Origin of the sequence: Pseudomonas sp. Fl5BN2 (assembly GCF_009908205.1) — a bacterium.
GTDB lineage: Bacteria > Pseudomonadota > Gammaproteobacteria > Pseudomonadales > Pseudomonadaceae > Aquipseudomonas.
This window is the reverse complement of the sequence record NZ_JAAARL010000004.1, coordinates 52,957-72,963: the sequence shown is the minus strand read 5'-3', so window position 1 is coordinate 72,963 and position 20,007 is coordinate 52,957. Positions and strand designations below refer to the sequence as shown.

The following is a 20,007-nucleotide window of genomic DNA, read 5'->3' as shown; positions in this document are numbered from 1 at the left end:
GCTTCAGTCCAAGAGGTTTTCAATGGCACCGGCAACCCGTTCGACGTCGTCGAGGGTCATGTCCGGAAACAGTGGGATCGAGCATAGCCGCGCCGAGTTCCATTCGGTATGGGGCAACTGCACATGCGCAAAGCGCTGTCGGTAATAGGTATGCATATGGGTCGCAATGAAGTGAATGCCGGTGCCGATGTTCTGCTCCTGCAGGCCCTTCATGAAGGCTTCGCGGTCAATGCCGCAGCGTTCGGCGTCGATCCGCAGGATGAACAGGTGCCAGGCATGCTGCTGCGGGTACTGGGGCAGGTGCAGGGGTTGTACCGGCAAACCGGCGAGGCGTTCCAGGTAAGCCTGGGCCAGTACTTCACGCTTGGCGTTGATCTCGTCCAGGCGCTGCAGTTGCACCAGAGCGATGGCGGCGTTCATGTCCGCCAGGTTGTACTTGAAGCCCGGCTCGATCACCTGGGCCTGGGGCTTGCGGCCGTGGGTCAGGCGATCGTAGGCATCTACGCCCAGACCGTGAAACTTGAGCATGCGCACTCGGTTGGCCAGGGCTTCGTCATCGCTGACGAACATCGCGCCTTCGGCGCAGGTCATGTTCTTGATTGCGTGAAAGGAAAAGATTGCCGTGCCCTGGGCACCGATTGCCCGTCCACGGTAGGTGGTGCCAGCGGCGTGGGCGGCATCTTCGATCACCGTGATCCCGTGTTTGTCCGCCAGGGCGTACAACGGGTCCAGATCGAAGGCGGCGCCGGCATAGTGCACCGGAATGATCGCCTTGGTGCGCGGGGTGATGGCCGCCTCGATGGTCGCCGCGTCGCTCATCAGGGTGTCGGGGTCGACATCGACGAACACCGGGGTCGCGCCCAGCAGGCAGATCATGTTGGCGGTGGAGACCCAGGTTTGCGAGGGAGTGATCACCTCGTCGCCCGGGCCGATGCCCAGGGCCAGCAGGGTGATGTGCATCGCACCGGTGGCCGAGGACAGGGCCACGGCATGACGGGCGCCAACGCGCTCGGCGAAGTGCTGTTCGAGTTCTTGGTTTTTCGGGCCGGTGGTGATCCAACCGGAGCGCAGAACCTGCTCTACGGCAGCAATCTCTTCTTCGCCGATACTCGGGCGCGAGAAAGGAAGGAAAGCCTGGTTCATGGTTACCTCGGGTTTACACAATGCAAAAGCCGGAAATACGGGGTGCAGCGAAAGAACGGGTGATTCAGGGGGAGCGGGGAGGTCATGCAGTCATCTAGGCACATCCTGTTATCAAGCCAGCGTGGCGTTCCATGCAGCGCCTCAGTAAAGACTATGTTTGTGAAAAGTAAATGTGGATCAAGGTGTTATCTTTGCAATCTGAGAAAATGCTGCACTCGGAAGGCGGGCTGTCGGGGCTGAGATTAAGCGCAAAAATGTGAAACTAATATGAAAAATAAGGCAAAAGTCCGTTTTTCTGCCAACCAGACAGCAAGTGTTCAGTTTGTTTGTAAAGTTATTAATCAACTGAGCGCCGGCGACTGTTTTAGCGGGTTTCCAGCGGATAGAAAAGGGGGCGCCACCAGGCTTTTTATCAGTGCCCCCAGGTGCCACCCAGTGCAACCCTTGATCTCGGAGACCCTATGACTGTGTCGGCATTCAATGCCGCCGGTAGCGGCGCCACTGCCAACCCGCTTTGCCTGTACCTGGCACGCCTGGCACCTTCCAGCCAGTCGACCCTGCGCTATGTGTTGCAGGATGCTGCTGACCGCCTGGGTTACGAAGACCTCAACCTGGAGGACATTCCCTGGCACCAGTTGCAGCCCGAGCAGGTCACCGCGCTGGTAGCCACCTTGCGCCGCGACGGCTATGCGCCCAACACCTCGTCGCTGTACGTCAACGCTTTGCGCGGGGTGATGAACGAGGCCTGGCGTGCCAGCCTGATCAGCCAGGACCACCTGCTGAAAATGCGTTCGGTCAAGGCCATCAGCGGTACGCGCCTGTCCCGGGGGCGCAATCTCAAGCGCGGGCTGATCCAGGATTTGCTGGCGGTGTGCGCCGCCGACCCACGTCCCCAGGGCGTACGCGATGCTGCAATCATCGCGGTGCTCTACGGCTCGGGCATGCGCAAGTCCGAGTCGGTGAACCTGGACCTGGCCCAGGTGGATTTCGCCCAGCGCAGCCTGCAGGTACTGGGCAAGGGCAACAAGCAGTTGATCAAGTACGCCCCGACCTGGGCCTTCGACAAGTTGCAGGCCTGGCTGGAGCTGCGGCGCGCGCAATTGCCCGAAGGGCAGGGGGATGACCTGTTCCTGTTCAACCGGATTCGTCGTGGCGGCCACATCACCCGCGAGCGCATCAGCAAGCACGCGATCTATTACATTGCCCGGCAACGGGGCGCCCAGGTCGGGGTGCGCATCATGCCCCACGATTTTCGCCGTTCGTTCATTACCCGGGTGATCGAGGAGCATGACCTGTCAATTGCCCAGAAGCTGGCGCACCACACCAATATCCAGACCACCGCCAGTTACGATATGCGTGACGACAACGAGCGCCGCCGGGCCATTGACCGTTTCGATCTGTGAAGGCTCAGGCTCAAGGAGCGAGAACCGACGGCGACAGCTGTCCGGCGAGGTCCCAGACCTCAAGCATCCTGGCGTATTCGAAGGCATGACTCGGATCGCCCTGTAGCCAGTCTTCGAACGCCCGGCGCTCCTCCAGGCTGCAATCGGCTTCCCGCAGGCGCATGCACCAGTGGGCGGCCTGCATCATCAGGTAGTCACCTGTTTCGCCAGCGGGCTCAGTCATCGTTCAATCCTGGCTCAAGGTGGTGCTCAATTGGCGGGCTGCGCATCCAGCACATGGGCATGTCCCAGAGTGGTTACTCGCACGCGGCTGCCGGTCTGTGGTGCATGCAGCCCCGAGCTGCGAACCGGCAGCAGTTGTTCGGCACCGCTGGCCGTGGCAATGCGAATGCTCAGGGTGCAGGTGTTGCCGGCGAAATCACAGTCGCTGACCACTCCGACACAGCCCGTGCCATCCCCGGCTTCCGGAGCGTCGGCGCTCAGTTGCAGTTGCTCGGGCCGCAGCATGATCCGCGCCGGGCCCTTGAGTGAGTGATCGCGGACTGGCACCAAGCCCAGGTCGCAGTTGGCCATGCCATTGTCGAGCTGTGCCGGCAGCAGCACCGCGTCACCGAGAAACATTGCGGTCTGCGCATCTCGCGGGCGCTGGTACAACTCCAGCGGCGCCCCCGCCTGGATCAAGCGACCCTGGCGCATCACCGCCAATTGGTCGGCAAAGGACAGGGCCTCGGCCTGATCATGGGTGACCAGCACGCTGGTGATCCCGGCGTCCGCCAGCAAGCGGGCCACGGCCTTGCGCATCGAGGCCCGCAAGCCGGTATCGAGGGCGGAAAAGGGCTCGTCCAGCAGCATCAGCCTGGGGCGCTGGGCCAGGGCCCGAGCTAACGCTACCCGCTGCTGTTGGCCGCCTGACAGCTCGTGTGGCCAGCGCGCGGCCAGGCTGGCGTCCAGCGCGACCATGTCGAGCAACTCGGCGATGCGCGACTGTTTGGCCGCCTGCTTACCCGGCAGGCCGAAGCCGATATTGGCCGCCACGCTCAGGTGTGGAAACAGCGCACCGTCCTGCGGCACATAACCGATCAGGCGTTGATGGGCCGGTACCGCGCCACGGCCATCCACCAGGACCTGGTCGTTGAGGGTGATGCGACCGCTGTCGGGAAACTCGAAGCCGGCGATCATCCGCAGCAAGGTGGTCTTGCCGGAGCCGGAAGGACCGACAATCGCCGTGCGGCTGCCGGCCGGCAAGCTCAGGCTGATGTTGTCGACCGCCGGCACGCTGCCGAAGGATTTGTGCAGTGCATGGAGTTCGAGAGTGTTCATCGGCCCGCCGTACGTCTGGATTGATGGTAGAGAAGGCCGGTCAACGGCAGTGAAAGCACAATCATGATCAACGCATAAGGCGCCGCGGCGGCGTAGTCGATCTCGCTGGTCCTGGCCCAGAAGCCGGTGGCCAGGGTCCGGGTGCCATTGGGGGCCAGCAGCAGGGTGGCAGTGAGCTCATTGCTGATGGCCAAAAACACCAGGGCCGCGCCGGACGCCGCCCCCGGCGCGGCCAAACGCAGGGTAATGCGCCACAGCGCCTGCGCCGGGGTGCGGCCCAGGCTGCGGGCGATATTCTCCAGCTCCACCGGAGCCTGGGCGATACCGGCCCGCAAGCTGACCAGGGCCCGGGGCAGGAACATCAGTCCATAGGCCAGCAGCACGGTGATGCTGGTCTGGTAGATCGGCCGGGCGTACTGCACCGTGATCGTCACCAGCGCCAGTGCGACGACGATGCCCGGCAGGGAACTGGTGATGTAGTTGCAGCTTTCCAGCAGTCGCAGCAACGGGCCGGGCGCGCGAATCGACAGCCAGGCCATGGGCACCGCCGCGCAGGTAATCAGCAGGGCGCCGAGGCTTGCCAGCATCAGGGTCTGACGCAGGCTGGGCAGCAACTCCGGCACCTGCCAGACCTCGATACCGCCGGCCAGCAGCCAGTTGCCCAGGGTCAGCAGTGGTACCCCCAGGGCCAGGACGCTGGTCAGGATCGGTACGACCAATGCGCCGTACCGGGACCCGCCGCGCAAGGCCTGGATGCGCTGGGTTCGTGCAGCACCGGAGCCGACCCGGGCATAGCGCGCCTGGCCCCGGGTAGCGGACTCCAGGCTCAGCAACACCAGGCAGCACAGCACCAGAATCCCCGCCAGCATGTTCGCCGCCGGGCCGTTGTAGGTGGATTGGAACTGGTCGTAGATGGCGGTGGTGAAGGTATCGAAGCGGATCATCGCGTACAGACCGTACTCCGCTAACAGATGCAGGCCCACCAGCAGCATGCCGCCGCCAATCGCCAGCCGCAGTTGCGGCAGTACTACCCGCAGGAACACTGCTTGGGGCTTGAGTCCCAGGGACTCGGCAACATCCTCGATGGCCGGGTCGAGCCGGCGCAGGGACGCAGCGACCGGCAGGTAGACAAAGGGAAAATAGGCAATCACCGACACCAGCACGGCCGCAGGCAGCCCGTGCAGCGAAGGCAACAAGCTGACCCAGGCATAGCTGTGGACGAACGCCGGCACCGCCAGGGGCGCCACGGCCAGCAGCGACCAGGCACGTCGTCCGGGCAGGTCGGTGCGCTCGGTCAGCCAGGCCAGGGCCACGCCCAAGAGCACACACAGGGGCAGAGTCAGGATCAGCAACAGCAGGGTGTTGTACAGCAGCTCCGCCACTCGCGGCCGCAACACCAGCTGAGCGATGGTCGCCCAGCCGGTCTGGATCGAGATGCCGACCACAAAACCCAGAGGCAGCAGGGCCAGCAGCGAAACCAGGAGTGCCGCGCCCATCAGCCAGGGCGCCGAGGATTTACCCAGGGCGCGCCGCCGATAGCCGCTCAAGGCTGGCGCAGTGGTCGCGCTGACTGCGCCGGGACGGGGCAGGGTCAAGTCGTCGGCCATGGGCTTAAAGGATTCCGGCCTGGGTCATCAGGTCAACGGCCTTTTTGCTGTTGAGTTTCGCTGCGTCGACCTTGGGCGCATCGAGTTCGGCCAGCGGTACCAGCTTGGGATTGGACTGAGCGCCCAGGCCCACCGCGTACTCATAGGAGTTGCCGGTCTTGAGCACATTCTGCCCCTGGGGGCCGGTGATCCACTTGAGGAATGCCTGGGCCTGTTCCTGGTGCTTGCTGGAGGCCAGCACCGCGCCGCCGGAGAGGCTGACAAAGGCGCCCGGATCCTGGTGCTTGAAGTAGTGCAGGGCGGTGTTCTTGCTGTTTTCGCCAGTCTTGGACTGATCGACGAAACTGTAATAGTGATAAATCACGCCGCTGTCGACCTGGCCGGCGTTGACCGCCTTGAGCACCGCGCTGTTGCCGCGATAGACCGCGGCATTGGCTTTCACACCCTTGAGCCATTCCAGGGTCGCGGCTTCGCCCTTGAGTTCCAGCACCGCGCTGACAATCGCCTGGAAGTCGGCGCCGGCCGGCGAGGCTGCCCAGCGGCCTTTCCAGCTCGACGATGCCAGGTCCAGCAGGGATTTAGGCAACTCGGCCGCGCTCAGCTTGGCCGGGTTGTAGACAAACACCGTGGAGCGGGCGGCAATCCCCACCCATTTGCCGTGGGCCGGACGATAGGCTGCGTCGATCTGCTCCAGGGTGGCGGGTGCCACCTTGGTGAACAGCCCGGCGTTATCCACCAGGGCCATGGCCGGGGAGTTCTCGGTGAGGAACACGTCAGCCGGCGAGGCCTTGCCTTCTTGCACCAGCTGGTTGCCCATTTCGCTGTCATCGCCGTTGCGCAGGGTCACCTTGATCCCGGTGTCCCGGGTGAAGCCTTCGACCCAGGCCTTGGTCAGGCCTTCGTGCTGGGCGTTGTAGACCAGGATGCCGTCGGCATCGGACGCGGCGTAGGCATGCCCAGCGGCGAGAAAGGCGCTGGCCAGCAATGCGCGCTTGAATAAGGAAGAGAGACGAACGGTCATCTGATTGCAGCTCCTGCGGTTGTTGTTGGAATGCGTCTGAACCACGGACAGGGTCCATCGGGACCACTAAAACAATGCGAATCATTTGCATATGTAATCTGCGCGCAATGTAGATATGCAAACAAGAAAAATTCGTCAAATTTATGGTGAATCCATGTCATTTCTGTTTTGATTCGTAGCCACCTATCAGAGGCTGCGCCCTCGCCGCACAGTCATTCGCCGGTCACTGAACAGAGCCGGCATTACCAGCAAAGGATTGCGTGCCATGCACGAAGATCGGCAATTGCCCGATTCGCTTCATGAACAGCTTCAGGCCCTGTGTGCCAATGGCGACAAGCTGGCCGAGGCAGAGCGCTATAGCGAAGCCCTGGTGCACTACCAGGCTGCCTGGAAGTTGCTCCCCGAACCGCAGAATGACTGGGAAGCGGCCACCTGGGTGCTGGCTGCCATCGCCGATGCGCTGTTCCTGTCAGGTCAATTCCAGGAGGCGCGCGCAACGTTGGAATATGCGATGACCTGTCCCGATGCACTGGGCAATCCCTTCTTGCATCTGCGCCTGGGGCAGGTCTTGTTCGAAACCGGCAATGACGACCAGGCGGCGGATCAACTGATGCGCGCCTATATGGGCGCCGGTGAGGAAATATTCGCCCATGATGATCCCCGCTACCTGCAGTTCCTGGCGACCCGGGCCAAGCTGTAGCCGGCGCCCGGACACTCGGGCCCGGCCTCAAGCAACAATGGACATGTAATCACACACTCAAAAGAGGCCGCCTTCTTGAGCGCCAAACTGTGCAACAACATCAGCGCCGTGACCTTTGTCAGCAAGTACAAGGCCGTCTGCCAACCGATTGCCGAGCAACTGGACCTGCCAGTGGAAAACATCCTTGGCCTGGCCGCCCAGGAGAGTCAGTACGGCACCGGGCGGATTGCCCGGGAACTGAACAACTATTTCTCCCTGCACGCGCCGGCACCTTTGCAACGCAGTGCCGAGTCGCCCCAGGGCAATGCCAGCATCAAGGTGGCAACCTTCGACTCCTTCCAGCAATGCGCCCAGTCCTTCGCCTTACGCTATGGCTCAGCGGTGCGCAGCAAGCGCGATCCCATGGCGTTCGCCCAGGCCCTGGTGTTCAGCGGCTATAACAGCGGTGATGCGGCCACGGGTGGACGCAACGGTTTCGCCAAGTACCTGGCGGACATCATCGTCGCGGTCAGAGGACGTTTGGCGTGCTGATCAGACAGGTGCGGGGCTGGATGTTGAGCCTGTCCCTGGCGAGCGTGACCCTTGCGGCCTGTGCTGCCGGCACCCTGCAGCCCGCCGAGGTCAAGGCGTCGGGGCTGACGCGTGAGCAGGCCCAGGCGGTGTTGCAGGTAGCCCTCAAGTACCAGGATTATTCATTGAACAAGCCCGGGGTGTTTGTCGATGGCGACCTGCAGGATGAGCACGGCCAGCCGCCACATCCGGGGTACTTCGACTTCAGCCTGGGCTACAACGCCCCCAAGGCCGGCGCCACCGAGTACTGGGGACTGTTCTCGGTGAGCATCGCCACCGGTGATGTCTGGGAAATCAACCGCTGCAAGCGCCTCACGGGCAGCGAGTTGCGCACCTTGCAGGCTCAGATCATGGCGCGTACCGGCAAGACCCTGGTCGATGAAGAACCCCAGCGCCAGGGCCTGGGTTGTGAGGATCAACAATAGGCAGTGGGCCAGCGGCCTTCAAGAGCCCTTGGTGGTTATGGGCGCTGCGGTTTCAGGTCGCGGCGGCCAACTGGACCACCGCGCAGTACGCTGCCGCGCCAGTCGCGGCGCAGGTGATCAGGCCAAGGCTGTCGGTCAGAGCAATGCCGGCGACGATCAACAGGAAAATGGACGCCGCCAGCGGCTCGCTGTAGACGAAGTGAAGGCAATCGGCAGGTCGCGGCTGTTGATCGAGGCGGTGACCCGCAACCGGGTGAAGAACCTGGCTCCCGATTGCGCCAGGCTCCGGCCGACCGCGTAGGTGTGATGGCGATGGTGCTCGAAGCGGTGGCCGCTGCACTAGGCCCCTAAGCGCTCGATGCGGCGCAATGAATGCCCGCGCTTGGCCCAATCCTTGATGCCCGCGCTCTATGACGTTCCTTGATCGGCTTGGGGGAGGGAAGCAGCCAGCGTCTGCTGCTACCACGCTGGGCCGCGTATCACCTGAGCACCTCGTGGTTCAGAAGCGATAGCCAACGTTGACCATCACCGCTGCCGTGCCGAGCACCACCAGTTCGCTGGCTACCGGGCCGTAATGCACGCCGATCGCCGGAATCAGCACCGGCGCCACGCCAAGGTGGTTCAGCGGGATCTTGTCCTTGTACTCACCCTTGTAGCCCTGGATCAGGCCGCCGCTGAGCTTGGCATACACCGGCCACTCGGCGTTTTCCCAAGCCTTGCCGACATAGGCGTAGTAGGAACGCTGGGAGAATGAGTTACGAAAGGTGCTCACCCCCCACAATTCGCCATCGGCGTAGTTGCGCTCAAGGCCGATCAGGTCTTGATGGTTGTTGTGATCAGGATCATTGCTCCAATGATTGGTGTAGACGCTGGTCTGCACGAGCCAGTAGTCCTGCTGTTGATCGGCTTGCGCGCTCTGCAAGGCGCTCAGTGACAGCAAGGCCGCGCCGACGGTCGTGCAAACAGTGCGGCGTTTCGGGAGAGACAGGCGCAGGGCCCAGGGTCGAATCATCGGTTTCATCGCATTTCCCTGCCGTAGTGGCAGTTGTGCCCCCTCGGAAATCAAGGGGGCAAAAGGGGGCGCACGCTAACATTTGTCTATTCAGTGAATCAATGAAGGCACTGTGGCTTTGTCTATATCCATATCAATACGCTGAATCAGGTAGGAGTAGAACGGATTGGACGTTAGGCGCATCAGCTCATCCATGGGCACCACCAGCACCCCTCGTTCGCCGCGGGCGGCCACGGTGCCCAGATGCACGCCGAAATCCTCGTTGGCGGCGGGTTGGGTGCCATACAAGCCGTCGTCCGAGGGGAACGGTAACGCCACATGCGAGAGGGAAAATACCCCCGGCGGGTAAGTCAGTTCCAGTGGCAGCCGACGGCTGTCCAGGCTCAGGGCCGCGGTGCTGACGGCTTCCAACCTGGCCGTGCCGGTACCCTCATTCGTCAGCACCTGGGTCGCGTAGTTGCGCGGTGGCGCCGGCAACAGATTGGCCAGGGAAGTGACGCTGGCCGGGTCCAGCAGGCCTTCGAAGTCCTGGACCCGATTGAGATCGAAAATCACCAGTTCACTGCCATTGGCCGGTAGCTGGCGGTACAGCCCACTGACCAGGGCCGGGGTACTGACGGTGGCGTCGGCCAGGGACTGGAAGCTCAGAATCGGCGGTAGCCGGGTCAGGCGCGGGTCGCCCACCAAAGCCTGCAACTGGCGTTGCAGGGCATCGGTGAGCAGCCAGGACTGACGCGCGCCATTGACCGGAAAGGAGTTGTACTTGAACGGGTTGTATTCAGGACGCAGGTTCAGCCAGGCGGCCTTGCTGAACGCGGGAAACACCGCGGGCCAGCCGGCCAGCCCGGCAAAACGCGCGGACTGAGCGACGCCGATCATCGGTGAAATCAACACCAGTCGCTGGGCCTCTGGCAATTGCGCATCGCTCAAGGCATCCAGCGCGTACTTGACCGCCAGGGCGCCACCGTTGGAGTAACCGACGATGTGCAACGGCGCGGGGGCCGGCACCTCGGCCCGCGCGGTGCGCAGTGCCAGGCGCGTGGCCGCCAGCCATTCCTGCCAGTGGGCATCGGTCAGGCCCGCCGGCACTGTGCCGTGGCCCGGCAAGCGCAGGCCGATGGCCAGATAACCGTGTTCAAGGTAGCGCTGGGCGATGTGGCGCAGGCTGTAGGGCGAGTCGGTCAGGCCGTGCAGCAGCACCACCACCCCCCGTGGCGTACCAGGCGGGCGCAGCAGGTAAGAGCGGTTCCAGTCTGTGGCAAACCGCGGCGGATAGACCCGGCTGTCCGCGCGGTAGCGGTTGAAGGGTGGCACCTGGGCAGGGTCCAGGGTGTCGGTGACCTCGCGCTTGACCTCGGCGAACACCTGATCCTCGGCCTTGAGCCAGGTCGACCAGTCGGCGTTGTCGAGCTGTTCGACGCTGAGTTCGTGGGGCACCCGCAGGTGCCAGGGTTGCAGCGCCGGGCCACGCTCAGTGTCGTAGATCCGCCAGGCCAGCAGGACCAGGATCGAGACGCCAAGGGTCAGCGCGCCACGCTTGAGCAGTTGAGACAGGGCAGGTGCTATCACGGGGTATCAACTCTTGCAGATGACATGGAGCCGAGCAGCGATACCCGGATCAGAACGCTTCTGATGCGTCATGACCCGCCAAGAATAACAGGCTCCTGCATCGACCCCCGGGCGCTCTGCAGGAGCGGCCGGCTACCAGGTATCGACAAACCCCTGCTCGCGCTCGGTCCACGGCTTCGCCTGGGGCGCGGCCTGCAATCCGCGAAGCAACCAGCAACGGCTGTCGAAGGGGTCGATCACGGCGTCGATCTCCAAATAGCTGGCCATGTTCAAGGCCTTGCCCTGGGCGTAGGCCTTGGCCAGCAGTTTATCGAACAGCGCCTGGCGCGATTGCGCATCGGGCTGGGCCGCCAGCTCCTTGGAGAAGCCCAGGCGAACGGCGCCTTCCAGGCCCATGGCGCCGAACTCGGCGCTGGGCCAGGCGACGGTGAACAACGGGTTGTGGAAACTCCCGGCGGCCATGGCCTGGGCGCCGAGGCCGTAGCCCTTGCGCAGCACCAGGGTGAAGAACGGCACCGTGAGGCTGGCGGCACTGACGAACATTCTCGACACATGGCGCACCGTGGCTTGCTGCTCCGATTCGGGACCGACCATGAACCCCGGGGTGTCGCACAAGGACACCAGCGGCAGGCCAAACGCCTGGCACAGGCGCATGAAGCGCGCGGCCTTGTCGCCGGCCGCCGAGTCGATGGCCCCGCCCAGCACTGCGGGGTTGTTGGCGAGCAGGCCAAAGGCACGGCCCTCGATGCGGATCAGCGCGGTGATCAGCCCCGGGGCGAACTGCCGCCGCAGTTCCAGCACGCTGTCGCGGTCGGCCAGGGTTTCGATCACCCGGCGGATGTCATAGACCCGCAGGCGGTTTTCCGGGATCAGCTGGCGCAGTTCACGCTGGTCCGCGCACAGCCAGTCCTTGAGCGGCCCTTGGAAGTAGCCCAGGTATTGCTTGGCCACCCGTACCGCCTCGGCTTCATCCTGTACCAGGACATCGATCACCCCGTTGGGCCCTTGCACCGTCACCGGGCCCACCTGTTCCGGGCTGAAACGGCCCAGACCGCCACCTTCGATCATCGCCGGGCCGGCCATGCCGATCGAGGCATTGCGGGTAGCGATGATCAGGTTGCAGCAGCCGAGCAATGCGGCATTGCCGGCAAAGCAGCGGCCTGAGGCGATGCCCACTGTTGGCACCCAACCAGAGAGCCGGGCCATGGCGGCGAAGGTGTGGCAGTCCAGGCCCGCGACCCCGACGAAGTCGCTGTCACCGGGGCGCCCGCCACCGCCTTCGGCAAACAGCACCACCGGCAGCCGCCATTCCTGAGCCAGGCCCAGCAGGCGGTCGGTCTTCTTGTGGTTCATCACTCCTTGAGTCCCGGCGAACACGGTGTAGTCGTAGGCCAGCGCCAGGCACCTGGAGCCTGCGCTGTCGAAGTGCTCGGAGTTGATCGTGCCAATGCCGCCCACCAGGCCATCGGCCGGGCTCAGGGCCTGCAGTTCCTCGGCGCTGCGCCGGCGGCGTTGGGCGGCCAGGGCCATGGCGCCGTATTCCATGAAGCTGCCGGGGTCCAGCAGGTCGTCGAGGTTTTCCCGGGCGGTGCGCTGGCCATTCTTGCGGCGCTTGGCCACCGCCTCCGGACGCTGCGCGTCCTGCAGCAACCCGTGGCGTTCGCGGACCTCGGCCAGGTCGCTGCGGATCCATTCAAGGTCCAGCGGCTCCTCGCTGCACTGGCTGTCACCGAGCACTTCGGCCGGTTCCAGAAACAGCAACGGCTGCCCCTCGCTCACCGCGTTACCAACCTGCGCCGCCAGGGCCCGGACGATGCCGCTGCACTGAGCCTTGACCTCGAACTCCATCTTCATCGCTTCCAGCACCGCGACTCGTTGGCCACGCTGCAACTGGTCGCCCTCGGCCACCTCCAGGCTCACCAGTACGCCGGTACTTGGCGCACTGACTGCCAAGGTGCCAGCGGGTGCCTGAGTACCAGCGCTCGGAGTGTCCCGGGCCGCCAGCACTTGCTCGAAAAACAGCGACCGGTGACGCTCGGCGCCGCTTTGCAGCAACTGCGCCCAGTGCGCTTCGACGAACCCGGTACTGAGCTGATACCCGACCACCGCCGGATGCCGCAGCAGGTTTTGCAACAGCCCCAGGTTGCTCGCCACGCCTTCCAGGCGGAACTCGCAGAGTCCGCGATAGGCACGTCCCAGGGCACTGGGGTAATCCGCGCCATGGGCGATCAGCTTGGCCAGCAACGAGTCGTAGCTGGGACTGACCGGATACCCGGCATACCCATAACCGTCGACCCGCAGGCCCGGGCCACTGGGCGCTTCGTAAGCACTCAAGGTGCCAGCCACCGGGCGCGTGCCGCCGTCGGCGAGCTGCTGCTCCAGGTTGATCCGCACCTGCAACGCATAACCCTGGGGCGCCGGTGGCGTGTCCAGCCCCAGGCTCGCCAAGGACGCGCCCGTCGCCAGCCGCAGTTGGCTATGCAGTAAATCGACGCCGGTGATGGCCTCGGTCACCGTGTGCTCCACCTGGATTCGTGGGTTGGCTTCCATGAAATAGAAACTCCCCGGCCGGTCCTGGTCGAGGAGAAATTCGAAGGTGCCAATGCCCTGGTAACGCACCCGGCTGGCCAGTTTCAGCGCGGCAGCGATCAACTGCTGGCGCAGGCCATCGGACAAGTCCGGGCTGGGGGCGATTTCCACCAGCTTCTGGTGACGGCGTTGCAGGCTGCAATCGCGCTCCCACAGATGGCTGACCGCGCCACTGCCGTCCCCCACGACCTGGATTTCAATGTGCCGTGTCCGTTGCAGCAACTGCTCGACATACAAGGCACCGTTGCCGAACGCGGCCTGGGCCTCGGATTGGCAGCGGATAAAGGCCTGTTCCAATTGCCCGCGCTCGGTGACAGCCCGCATGCCGCGGCCACCACCGCCGGCCAAGGCCTTGAGCATCAGGGCGCGGTGCTCTTCAAAGAAGGCCGCGGCCTGTTGCAGGGTCACTTGCTGATTGATCCCGCCGAGCACTGGCACTCCGCAGTCCTCGGCCAAAGCGCGGGCCGCCGCCTTGTCGCCAAACAGTTGTAGCACCTCGGGCGCAGGACCGATGAAGGTCAACCCGGCAGCTTCGCAGTCCAGGGCGAAATCGGCGTTCTCCGCCAGAAAGCCATAGCCCGGATGAATCGCCTCGCAGCCCTGCGCCAGGGCGATGCTGATCAGTTGCTGGCGATCCAGGTAGGCCGCGACGCCACGGCCATTCAGCGCCAGGGCCAGGTCGGCCTTGCGCGTATGCAGGCTGGCGTGGTCGTCCTCGGCGAACACCGCGACGCTGCGAATGCCCAGGTCGGCGCAAGCCCGGGCGATACGGATGGCTATCTCGCCACGATTGGCGATCAACAGGCTCTGGAACATGGCAGTCAGTTCTCACAATAGGGAAGGGCGACTCAAAGCTGGTGTTCCAGCTCGTTCTTCTTGACCTTGCCGGTGGCGGTCATGGGCAGGGCACTGACCAGGCGAATTTCCGGGACCTTGTAGGCCGCCATTACCGCATGGCACCAGCTGGCCAGGGCCTGCGGGTCCTGGGGCGCGTCCGGCTTGAGCACCACAAAGGCCACCGGTTGCTGGCCGCGACGCTCATCGCTGCGGCCGATCACCGCGCAGGCCAACACCTGCGGGTGCTGGCCGAACAGTGCTTCCAGCTCGCTGGGAAACACGCTCATGCCGTTGACCTTGAGCATTTCCTTGCGTCGCCCCAGGTAGCGGATAAAACCCTGTGCAGTGATCTGCCCCAGGTCGCCGGTGTGCAGCCAGCCGTCGCGCAGTACCGCGGCGGAGTCCTCGGGACGTTGCCAGTAGCCCTGCAACAAGGACGGGCTGCGCACGCAGAGTTCGCCTTCGCTACCCAGGGGCAGCAGGGCGCCGCTATCGAAGTCGCAGACCTTGAACTCGGTGCCCGGCACCGGTAGGCCGACAAAGGTCGGCGGGCTCTTGAGGTCGAAGTCGTCGGCCTGCAGGCCGGCGGTGAAGGTGTCGCAGGTGTGGGTTTCGGTCATGCCGAAGCTGAATTCGAACAGCGTGCAGCCGGTCAGCGTGCGCCAGCGCTGGCGATAATCCGGGGTGAGCTTCTTGACGAAGGAGATGCAGCCGGTAGCCCGCAGGGAACTCAGGTCGAAGTCGGCGACGGCGGGGTGTTCCAGCACTTCGGCGGCGCTGTCCACCAACAAGCCGCAGTGGCTGACCCGGTAATGGGCGATCGCCGCCATGAACCCCAGGGCCTCCCAGCGGGCCAGCAACACCAGGCGGCAGCCGGCGTAGACAGGAAACAGCAGGCCAGCGTTTTCCCCGGCGATCCAGAACTCCGGGAGAAAATTCAGCATCACGCTGTGCGGTTCCAGCCCCAGGGCCACGGGTACGAAACTGGCGCAGGTGTAGAGCATGTCACCGTGGCTATGGATGCAGCCCTTGGGCATGCCGGTGGTGCCGCCGGTGTAGTTCAGGGCGGCGATGTCCTCCAGGGCAGGGCGGTGCGCGGGGGTGACTGCGCGACAATCCTCCAGGGCCGGATAGAAATCGATTACCCCGGCATCCAGGCGCTTGGGTGCCAGCAGCAGGTCCGGCACCGGGATGCTCGGGTTCGTCGGGCAGAGCTCTGACAGGCTGCTGGCCAGGACCTGGCGCAAGGCACAGGATTGCTGCACGGCTGCGACCAGGTCCAGCAGCTGGTCGAAGCACAGGATGACCCGCGCGCCGCTGTCCTTAAGCTGGTATTCCAGCTCCAGGGCCCGCGCCAGTGGGCTGACCGGGGCGTACACCGCGCCGCACTTGAGAATGCCCCAGAAGCCGATGTGCAATTGCGGGCAGTTGGGCATGTACACCGCGACCCGATCACCCGGGGCCACCCCCAGCTCGCTGAGCAGCGCCGCGCAACGATCGGAGAGCCGGTCCAGCTCGGCAAACGTCAGCTGGTAGCCATAGAAGTCCAGGGCCACCGCAGCCCCTTGCCGCTGCGCCCAGGTCCGCAGGTATTCGGTGAGCGGTTGCTGGCCATGGGGATACTGCGGGGCACGCGGCGTCCCTGCGGGCCAGGCCGCTTGTTGCAAGGCGCGAAGTTGTTGCTGATAGGCTGCAAGGTCCACGGTGTCTCCTGCTTATTGTTATCGGCAGGGCTATCTTAGGCAGCGTCCGACGCCCGGCAGAACCGACGGTTATTCATCGAGATTCATGAATGCGCTACATGGTTCTACCGCTCGCAAGCGGCTGCTAGCCTGCTGCGGGTCGAGACTGCGAGGGCACAACCATGAACTCACCGCATGAATGGTCGGGGCTGAGCCGGCTGGACCTGAACCTGTTCCGGGTGTTCGAGGTGGTGTACCAGGAGCGCAACCTGACCCGCGCCGCCTCGGTGCTGCACCTCAGCCAGTCGGCCATCAGCCACGCCCTGGCGCGGCTGCGGGTGCAACTGGATGACCCGCTATTCGTCCGCGAAGGTTATGGCGTGGCGCCGACGCCCCTGGCCAAGCAACTGGCGCCGGGGATCCAGGACGCCCTCAGCGGTTTGCGCCGCAGCCTCAACCCGGCCCAGGCCTTCGACCCCTTGCAGGACCGGCGGTGCTTCACCCTGAACATGCCGGAGCAGCTGGAACCGGTGATTCTGCCGAGGATCCTGGCGCACCTGAATCGACTGGCCCCGCACCTGGAAGTGCGCAGCACCAGCGTGCACTGGGCCGACCTGAAACTGGAGATGATTGCCGGGCGCATCGACCTGGCGATCGAGCTGTCGCGCCTGACCGATCCACAGCTGCAACAGCAGCTATTGCTGCAGGATTCCTTCTGTGTGATGGCCGGGCCGGGGTTTCACGGCGAGCTGACAGCGGAGCGCTACTTGGCCTCCGAGCACGTGGCGGTCACATCAAGGCGCCGCGGCATCTGCGTCGAAGACCTGGCCCTGGGGCACCTGGGGGTGCGGCGGCGCATTGGCCAGCACTGCCAGCACTTCCTCACGGCTGCGCAACTGGTGGCCCAGGGCGACGGGCTGCTGACCCTGACCCGCAACAATGCGCGACTGATCAATGCCGGGCTGCACAATCAGATCCTCGACATGCCCCTGACCCTGCCCGAGGTGTGCCTGAACCTGTACTGGAGCAAGCCGATGCAGAACGAATCGGCCAACCGCTGGTTGCGCGAGCAGCTGCTGGCGCTGGCGGGACGGGACTGAATCGCCTCCGGCGCTTGTGCCCGCAAGGTCCCTGGGGTGTAATCCCGCGCCGAGCCCACCCACGGAAGCCGCCACATGCATGAGTCCGCACGCCAGATTGTCAGCCTGTACCAGCGTCACGCCGAGGCCTGGGATCAGGCTCGTCAGGCCAACCCGGCGGCGTTCCAGCGCGAGCAGGTCTGGCTGCAGCGCTTTCGTGAAGTCATGGGGGAGGGCCGGCAGGTGCTGGATCTGGGCTGCGGTTCCGGCTGGCCAATAGCAGGCCACCTGATCGATAACGGCTACCAATTGACCGGCGTCGACAGCTCGTCCGCGCTACTGGACCTGTGCCGCCAGCGCTATCACGGACAGCGCTGGATCAACGCCGACATGCGCAGCCTGGCCCTGGACCAGAGCTTTGACGGAATCCTCGCCTGGAACAGTTTCTTTCATCTGACACCGGACGATCAGCGCGAGATGTTTGCGCTGTTCGAGCGCCATGCCGCGCCGGGATGCGCGCTGATGTTCACCAGCGGCCCGGCGGCCGGCGAGGCCATTGGCGAGTTCCAGGGCGAGGCGTTGTACCACGCCAGCCTGGACCCGGGGGAGTACTGCACCTTGCTGGACACCCATGCCTTCGAGGTGGTCCAGCAGGTCAGTGAAGATCCGCAATGTGACGGACTGACGGTGTGGTTGGCACGAGCGATTTACTGAGGTTCAGATCCCGCCGTGTTGCTTGGCGATGTCCCGCAGGCAGATGCCCAGTGCACGTAGCTCAAAGGAACCCGAGGATGAACGCCGGGCGTCTCGCCAGCGATTGCATGACCGCGTCGCTTGCATTGATGAACCGCTTGCGCTTGAGCATGTCGTTGGCCTGAAGCCGGTTATCTCAGTGCATCATCATGCTGTGGTCCGGCGCATTCAGCGCCCGGGCTTCGGCTTGCACCTTGATGGTTTCCTTCTCGCCCTTGGCGTTTTCCACAGTCAGGGTCAGTGGCACTTTGTCGCCGGCTTTGATCTGCCCGGTCAGCTCCATGAGCATCACGTGGTAACCGTGGCTGTCCAGGCTGACTTTCTGCCCGGCCGGCAGGGCCACGGCGTCCACTTGCTGCATGCTCATCACATCGTTGTGCATGCTCGACTGGTGGATCTGCACGTTCTTGGCCACGGGCGATTGCACCGCGATCAGCTTGCTGTCAGTGCTGGCAGTGAGGTCCATGAAGGCGCCGCTGGCGTGCTGGCCGGGCACGGTGGCACGGACCCAGGCGTTATCGACCTGGGTCGCGGCGCTGGCAGTGCCGGCCAGGCCCAAGAGGGAGATCAACAGCAGAGCGTGCTTGATACGGGATGGGCGTTGTGGCGAATTCATTAACAAACCTCCATGACAGTGAGCAGATCTTGCGCGCACTCTTGGGCGTTGAGGGATTGGGACAGGCCCAGGCGCAGGGTGCCCCGGGAGTCGAAGACGAAACTGGTGGCGGTGTGGGACAGGGTATAGGTCGAACCGCTGGGAATCTTTTCGTAGAACACGCCGAATTCCTTGGCGGTGGCCGCAGTCTGTTCCAGGGTGCCGTACAACGCTTCGAAGCTCGGGTCGAATGCCTTGACGTAGGCATCCAGCACCTCAGGCGTGTCGCGCTCCGGGTCGAGGGTGATGAACACCACTTTCAGCCGGTCGCCATCACGGCCCATCAGCTTCTTGGCCTGCGCGGCACGGGCCAGCGTAGTGGGGCAGACCGCCGGGCACTGGGTGAAGCCGAAGAAGATCATCGGCATCAGGCCACGGTAGCTGGACAGCGACTTGGTTTCGCCCTGGGAATCGGTGAGTTTGAAGGTCCGGCCGAGAATCTGATTGCTCAGGTCCTTGCCGTATTTGAAGGACAGTCGGGGACTGTTGTCGCAACCGGCGAGCAGGCCCAGGCCGAGGACCCCGGCGCTGGTGAGCAGGGTGCGGCGAGTCAGCAAAACACTCATGAAATAACGCCCTTTGAACAGCCAGACAGGCAAAAAACCCGCGCATGGTAGCAAACAGACGAAAGCCACGGCGGGCTAATTAGACCAATGCCTGCGGCTATCGGTCGCAGTCCGGGGCTGGCGGATTCAGCCAGGTTCGCGCTCGGGAGCCTGTAATTGACGCAGCCACAAGGCGATGTCTTGCACCGCATCCGCCATGCGACTGCGGCCATCGGCGTCCATCAGGCGGTGGTCGAGCCCGGGATAGAAGTGAAACGCCAGGCCCGGTCGGCCCGCTTGGCGCAGTTTGCTGATCATGCTCGTTACCGCCGGGACCGACACCGACTCATCGGCCGCCGATTGAATGATCAAGGCCGGGGTCCGAGTCGCTTGCAGCAACGCCAATTGATCCAGGCGCAACACCTCCTGCCACCAGCGGGCACCATGCCCGCTCACTTGCAGGCCTTCCGGGGGCTGATCGCGCACTTGCCGGGTAAACGCCAGCAGGCTCGCGCGCGACTCGCTTTTCTGCGCCGCCGACAATGGGCTGACGGCCACGCTGTGCAACAGGTCGTCGAGGAACCATTGGCCGCCGCCATTGAAGGCCACGGTGGCGTCGATCCAGTTCGAACGGGCCGCCAAGGCATGAGCGATGACTGCACCTTCGCTGCCACCCAGGGCGACGATGCGCGTGTAGGCGTGGCTTTTGCGCAGTTGACCGATGACCGCCAGCAGATCCTCCACACGTTGGCTCGGGCTGTCGTGCTTGAGGTAGGACGCTGGGCAATCCGCGCGCTCGGCCTCATTGCTGTAGGGCAACCTGGCATCGAGGCCGTACTTCTCCACGGTCAACACGTCCGCCTCGGGCATGGCCTGAGCCAGATGCCGATAGACACTGGGGATACGCGTCACGCTGTTGCAGTCCGAACCCTGGATGATCAGCAGCAAGGCCTTGGCTGATCTGGCCTCGGTGCGCTGCAGCAGGTAGTAGGCGATCTGTGAGCCGTCGGGCCGGGCCTGGCGCTGCTGCGCGGGCGTCGGCAATAGCGTATCGGCCTGGGCCAGAGCGGCAAGGATCAGCCACCCTGCTGCCATCC

General features: G+C 64.2%; 19 protein-coding genes. 7 read left to right on the top strand and 12 right to left on the bottom strand.

The genetic code is table 11. The annotated features are described in order from the left end of the window. Positions 1-3 precede the first annotated feature (3 nt). Complete coding sequence (arnB, locus tag GV819_RS06655; RefSeq protein ID WP_161754726.1) at positions 4-1,143, bottom strand: UDP-4-amino-4-deoxy-L-arabinose aminotransferase; 1,140 nt, start codon at positions 1,141-1,143, stop codon at positions 4-6. A 461-nt stretch (positions 1,144-1,604) separates the two neighbouring features. Between arnB and GV819_RS06650 the strand changes: the two genes are divergently transcribed. Next, the gene (locus tag GV819_RS06650) at positions 1,605-2,546 is read left to right on the top strand and encodes a site-specific integrase (protein ID WP_161754724.1); all 942 of its coding nucleotides are present in this window, start codon (positions 1,605-1,607) and stop codon (positions 2,544-2,546) included. Positions 2,547-2,556: 10 nt separating this feature from the next. Here the strand turns inward: GV819_RS06650 and GV819_RS06645 are convergent, their stop codons facing one another. The 4 genes from GV819_RS06645 to GV819_RS06630 are packed head-to-tail and all read right to left on the bottom strand — an operon-like array spanning position 2,557 to position 6,494. Beyond that, entirely contained in the window at positions 2,557-2,769 is a 213-nt protein-coding gene (locus GV819_RS06645) for a FecR/PupR family sigma factor regulator (RefSeq protein ID WP_161754722.1), read from the bottom strand. Positions 2,770-2,795: 26 nt separating this feature from the next. After that, positions 2,796-3,866, bottom strand: a complete 1,071-nt coding sequence (locus tag GV819_RS06640; RefSeq protein ID WP_161754720.1) for an ABC transporter ATP-binding protein — start codon at positions 3,864-3,866, stop codon at positions 2,796-2,798. Next, positions 3,863-5,473, bottom strand: a complete 1,611-nt coding sequence (locus tag GV819_RS06635) for an ABC transporter permease (RefSeq protein ID WP_161754718.1) — start codon at positions 5,471-5,473, stop codon at positions 3,863-3,865. The genes GV819_RS06640 and GV819_RS06635 overlap by 4 nt, the downstream gene beginning before the upstream one ends. Before the next feature lie 4 nt (positions 5,474-5,477). Continuing rightward, entirely contained in the window at positions 5,478-6,494 is a 1,017-nt protein-coding gene (locus GV819_RS06630; protein ID WP_161754716.1) for an iron ABC transporter substrate-binding protein, read from the bottom strand. A gap of 265 nt (positions 6,495-6,759) precedes the next feature. Between GV819_RS06630 and GV819_RS06625 the strand changes: the two genes are divergently transcribed. The 4 genes from GV819_RS06625 to GV819_RS06610 all read left to right on the top strand — a co-directional run bounded on the left by GV819_RS06625 (position 6,760) and on the right by GV819_RS06610 (position 8,490). After that, the gene (locus GV819_RS06625; protein WP_161754714.1) at positions 6,760-7,194 is read left to right on the top strand and encodes a tetratricopeptide repeat protein; all 435 of its coding nucleotides are present in this window, start codon (positions 6,760-6,762) and stop codon (positions 7,192-7,194) included. A 75-nt stretch (positions 7,195-7,269) separates the two neighbouring features. Further along, positions 7,270-7,725 carry a glucosaminidase domain-containing protein gene (locus tag GV819_RS06620; protein ID WP_161754712.1) on the top strand — a complete coding sequence of 152 codons (456 nt, stop codon included), beginning with the start codon at positions 7,270-7,272 and terminating at the stop codon, positions 7,723-7,725. Then, the gene (locus GV819_RS06615; protein WP_368668872.1) at positions 7,719-8,189 is read left to right on the top strand and encodes a hypothetical protein; all 471 of its coding nucleotides are present in this window, start codon (positions 7,719-7,721) and stop codon (positions 8,187-8,189) included. Before GV819_RS06620 ends, GV819_RS06615 begins: the two co-directional genes overlap by 7 nt. Before the next feature lie 31 nt (positions 8,190-8,220). Then, positions 8,221-8,490, top strand: coding sequence for a hypothetical protein (locus GV819_RS06610; RefSeq protein ID WP_161754710.1), 270 nt, complete (start codon positions 8,221-8,223; stop codon positions 8,488-8,490). A gap of 198 nt (positions 8,491-8,688) precedes the next feature. Here GV819_RS06610 and GV819_RS06605 read toward each other — a convergent pair whose 3' ends face one another. The 4 genes from GV819_RS06605 to GV819_RS06590 form a co-directional block, all read right to left on the bottom strand. Beyond that, positions 8,689-9,201 (bottom strand): sn-glycerol-3-phosphate transporter, encoded by a 513-nt coding sequence (locus GV819_RS06605; RefSeq protein ID WP_161755271.1) that lies wholly within the window; start codon positions 9,199-9,201, stop codon positions 8,689-8,691. 90 nt (positions 9,202-9,291) lie between these two features. Continuing rightward, complete coding sequence (locus GV819_RS06600) at positions 9,292-10,770, bottom strand: alpha/beta hydrolase (protein WP_161754708.1); 1,479 nt, start codon at positions 10,768-10,770, stop codon at positions 9,292-9,294. Between the two features lie 132 nt (positions 10,771-10,902). Next, entirely contained in the window at positions 10,903-14,175 is a 3,273-nt protein-coding gene (locus tag GV819_RS06595) for a carboxyl transferase domain-containing protein (RefSeq protein ID WP_161754706.1), read from the bottom strand. 32 nt (positions 14,176-14,207) lie between these two features. Then, the gene (locus GV819_RS06590) at positions 14,208-15,899 is read right to left on the bottom strand and encodes an AMP-binding protein (protein ID WP_161754704.1); all 1,692 of its coding nucleotides are present in this window, start codon (positions 15,897-15,899) and stop codon (positions 14,208-14,210) included. A gap of 161 nt (positions 15,900-16,060) precedes the next feature. On the opposite strand from GV819_RS06590, the gene GV819_RS06585 reads away from it, so the two are divergent. Further along, complete coding sequence (locus GV819_RS06585; protein WP_161754702.1) at positions 16,061-16,978, top strand: LysR family transcriptional regulator; 918 nt, start codon at positions 16,061-16,063, stop codon at positions 16,976-16,978. A 75-nt stretch (positions 16,979-17,053) separates the two neighbouring features. Further along, the gene (locus GV819_RS06580; RefSeq protein ID WP_161754700.1) at positions 17,054-17,671 is read left to right on the top strand and encodes a class I SAM-dependent methyltransferase; all 618 of its coding nucleotides are present in this window, start codon (positions 17,054-17,056) and stop codon (positions 17,669-17,671) included. 175 nt (positions 17,672-17,846) lie between these two features. On the opposite strand, the gene GV819_RS06575 is transcribed toward GV819_RS06580, so the two are convergent. The 3 genes from GV819_RS06575 to GV819_RS06565 form a co-directional block, all read right to left on the bottom strand. Continuing rightward, on the bottom strand, positions 17,847-18,326 hold the full coding sequence (locus GV819_RS06575) for a copper chaperone PCu(A)C (protein WP_161754698.1): 480 nt from the start codon (positions 18,324-18,326) through the stop codon (positions 17,847-17,849). Continuing rightward, complete coding sequence (locus tag GV819_RS06570; RefSeq protein ID WP_161754696.1) at positions 18,326-18,931, bottom strand: SCO family protein; 606 nt, start codon at positions 18,929-18,931, stop codon at positions 18,326-18,328. Before GV819_RS06570 ends, GV819_RS06575 begins: the two co-directional genes overlap by 1 nt. Before the next feature lie 126 nt (positions 18,932-19,057). Further along, positions 19,058-20,005, bottom strand: coding sequence for an alpha/beta hydrolase family protein (locus tag GV819_RS06565; RefSeq protein WP_161754694.1), 948 nt, complete (start codon positions 20,003-20,005; stop codon positions 19,058-19,060). Positions 20,006-20,007 lie beyond the last annotated feature (2 nt).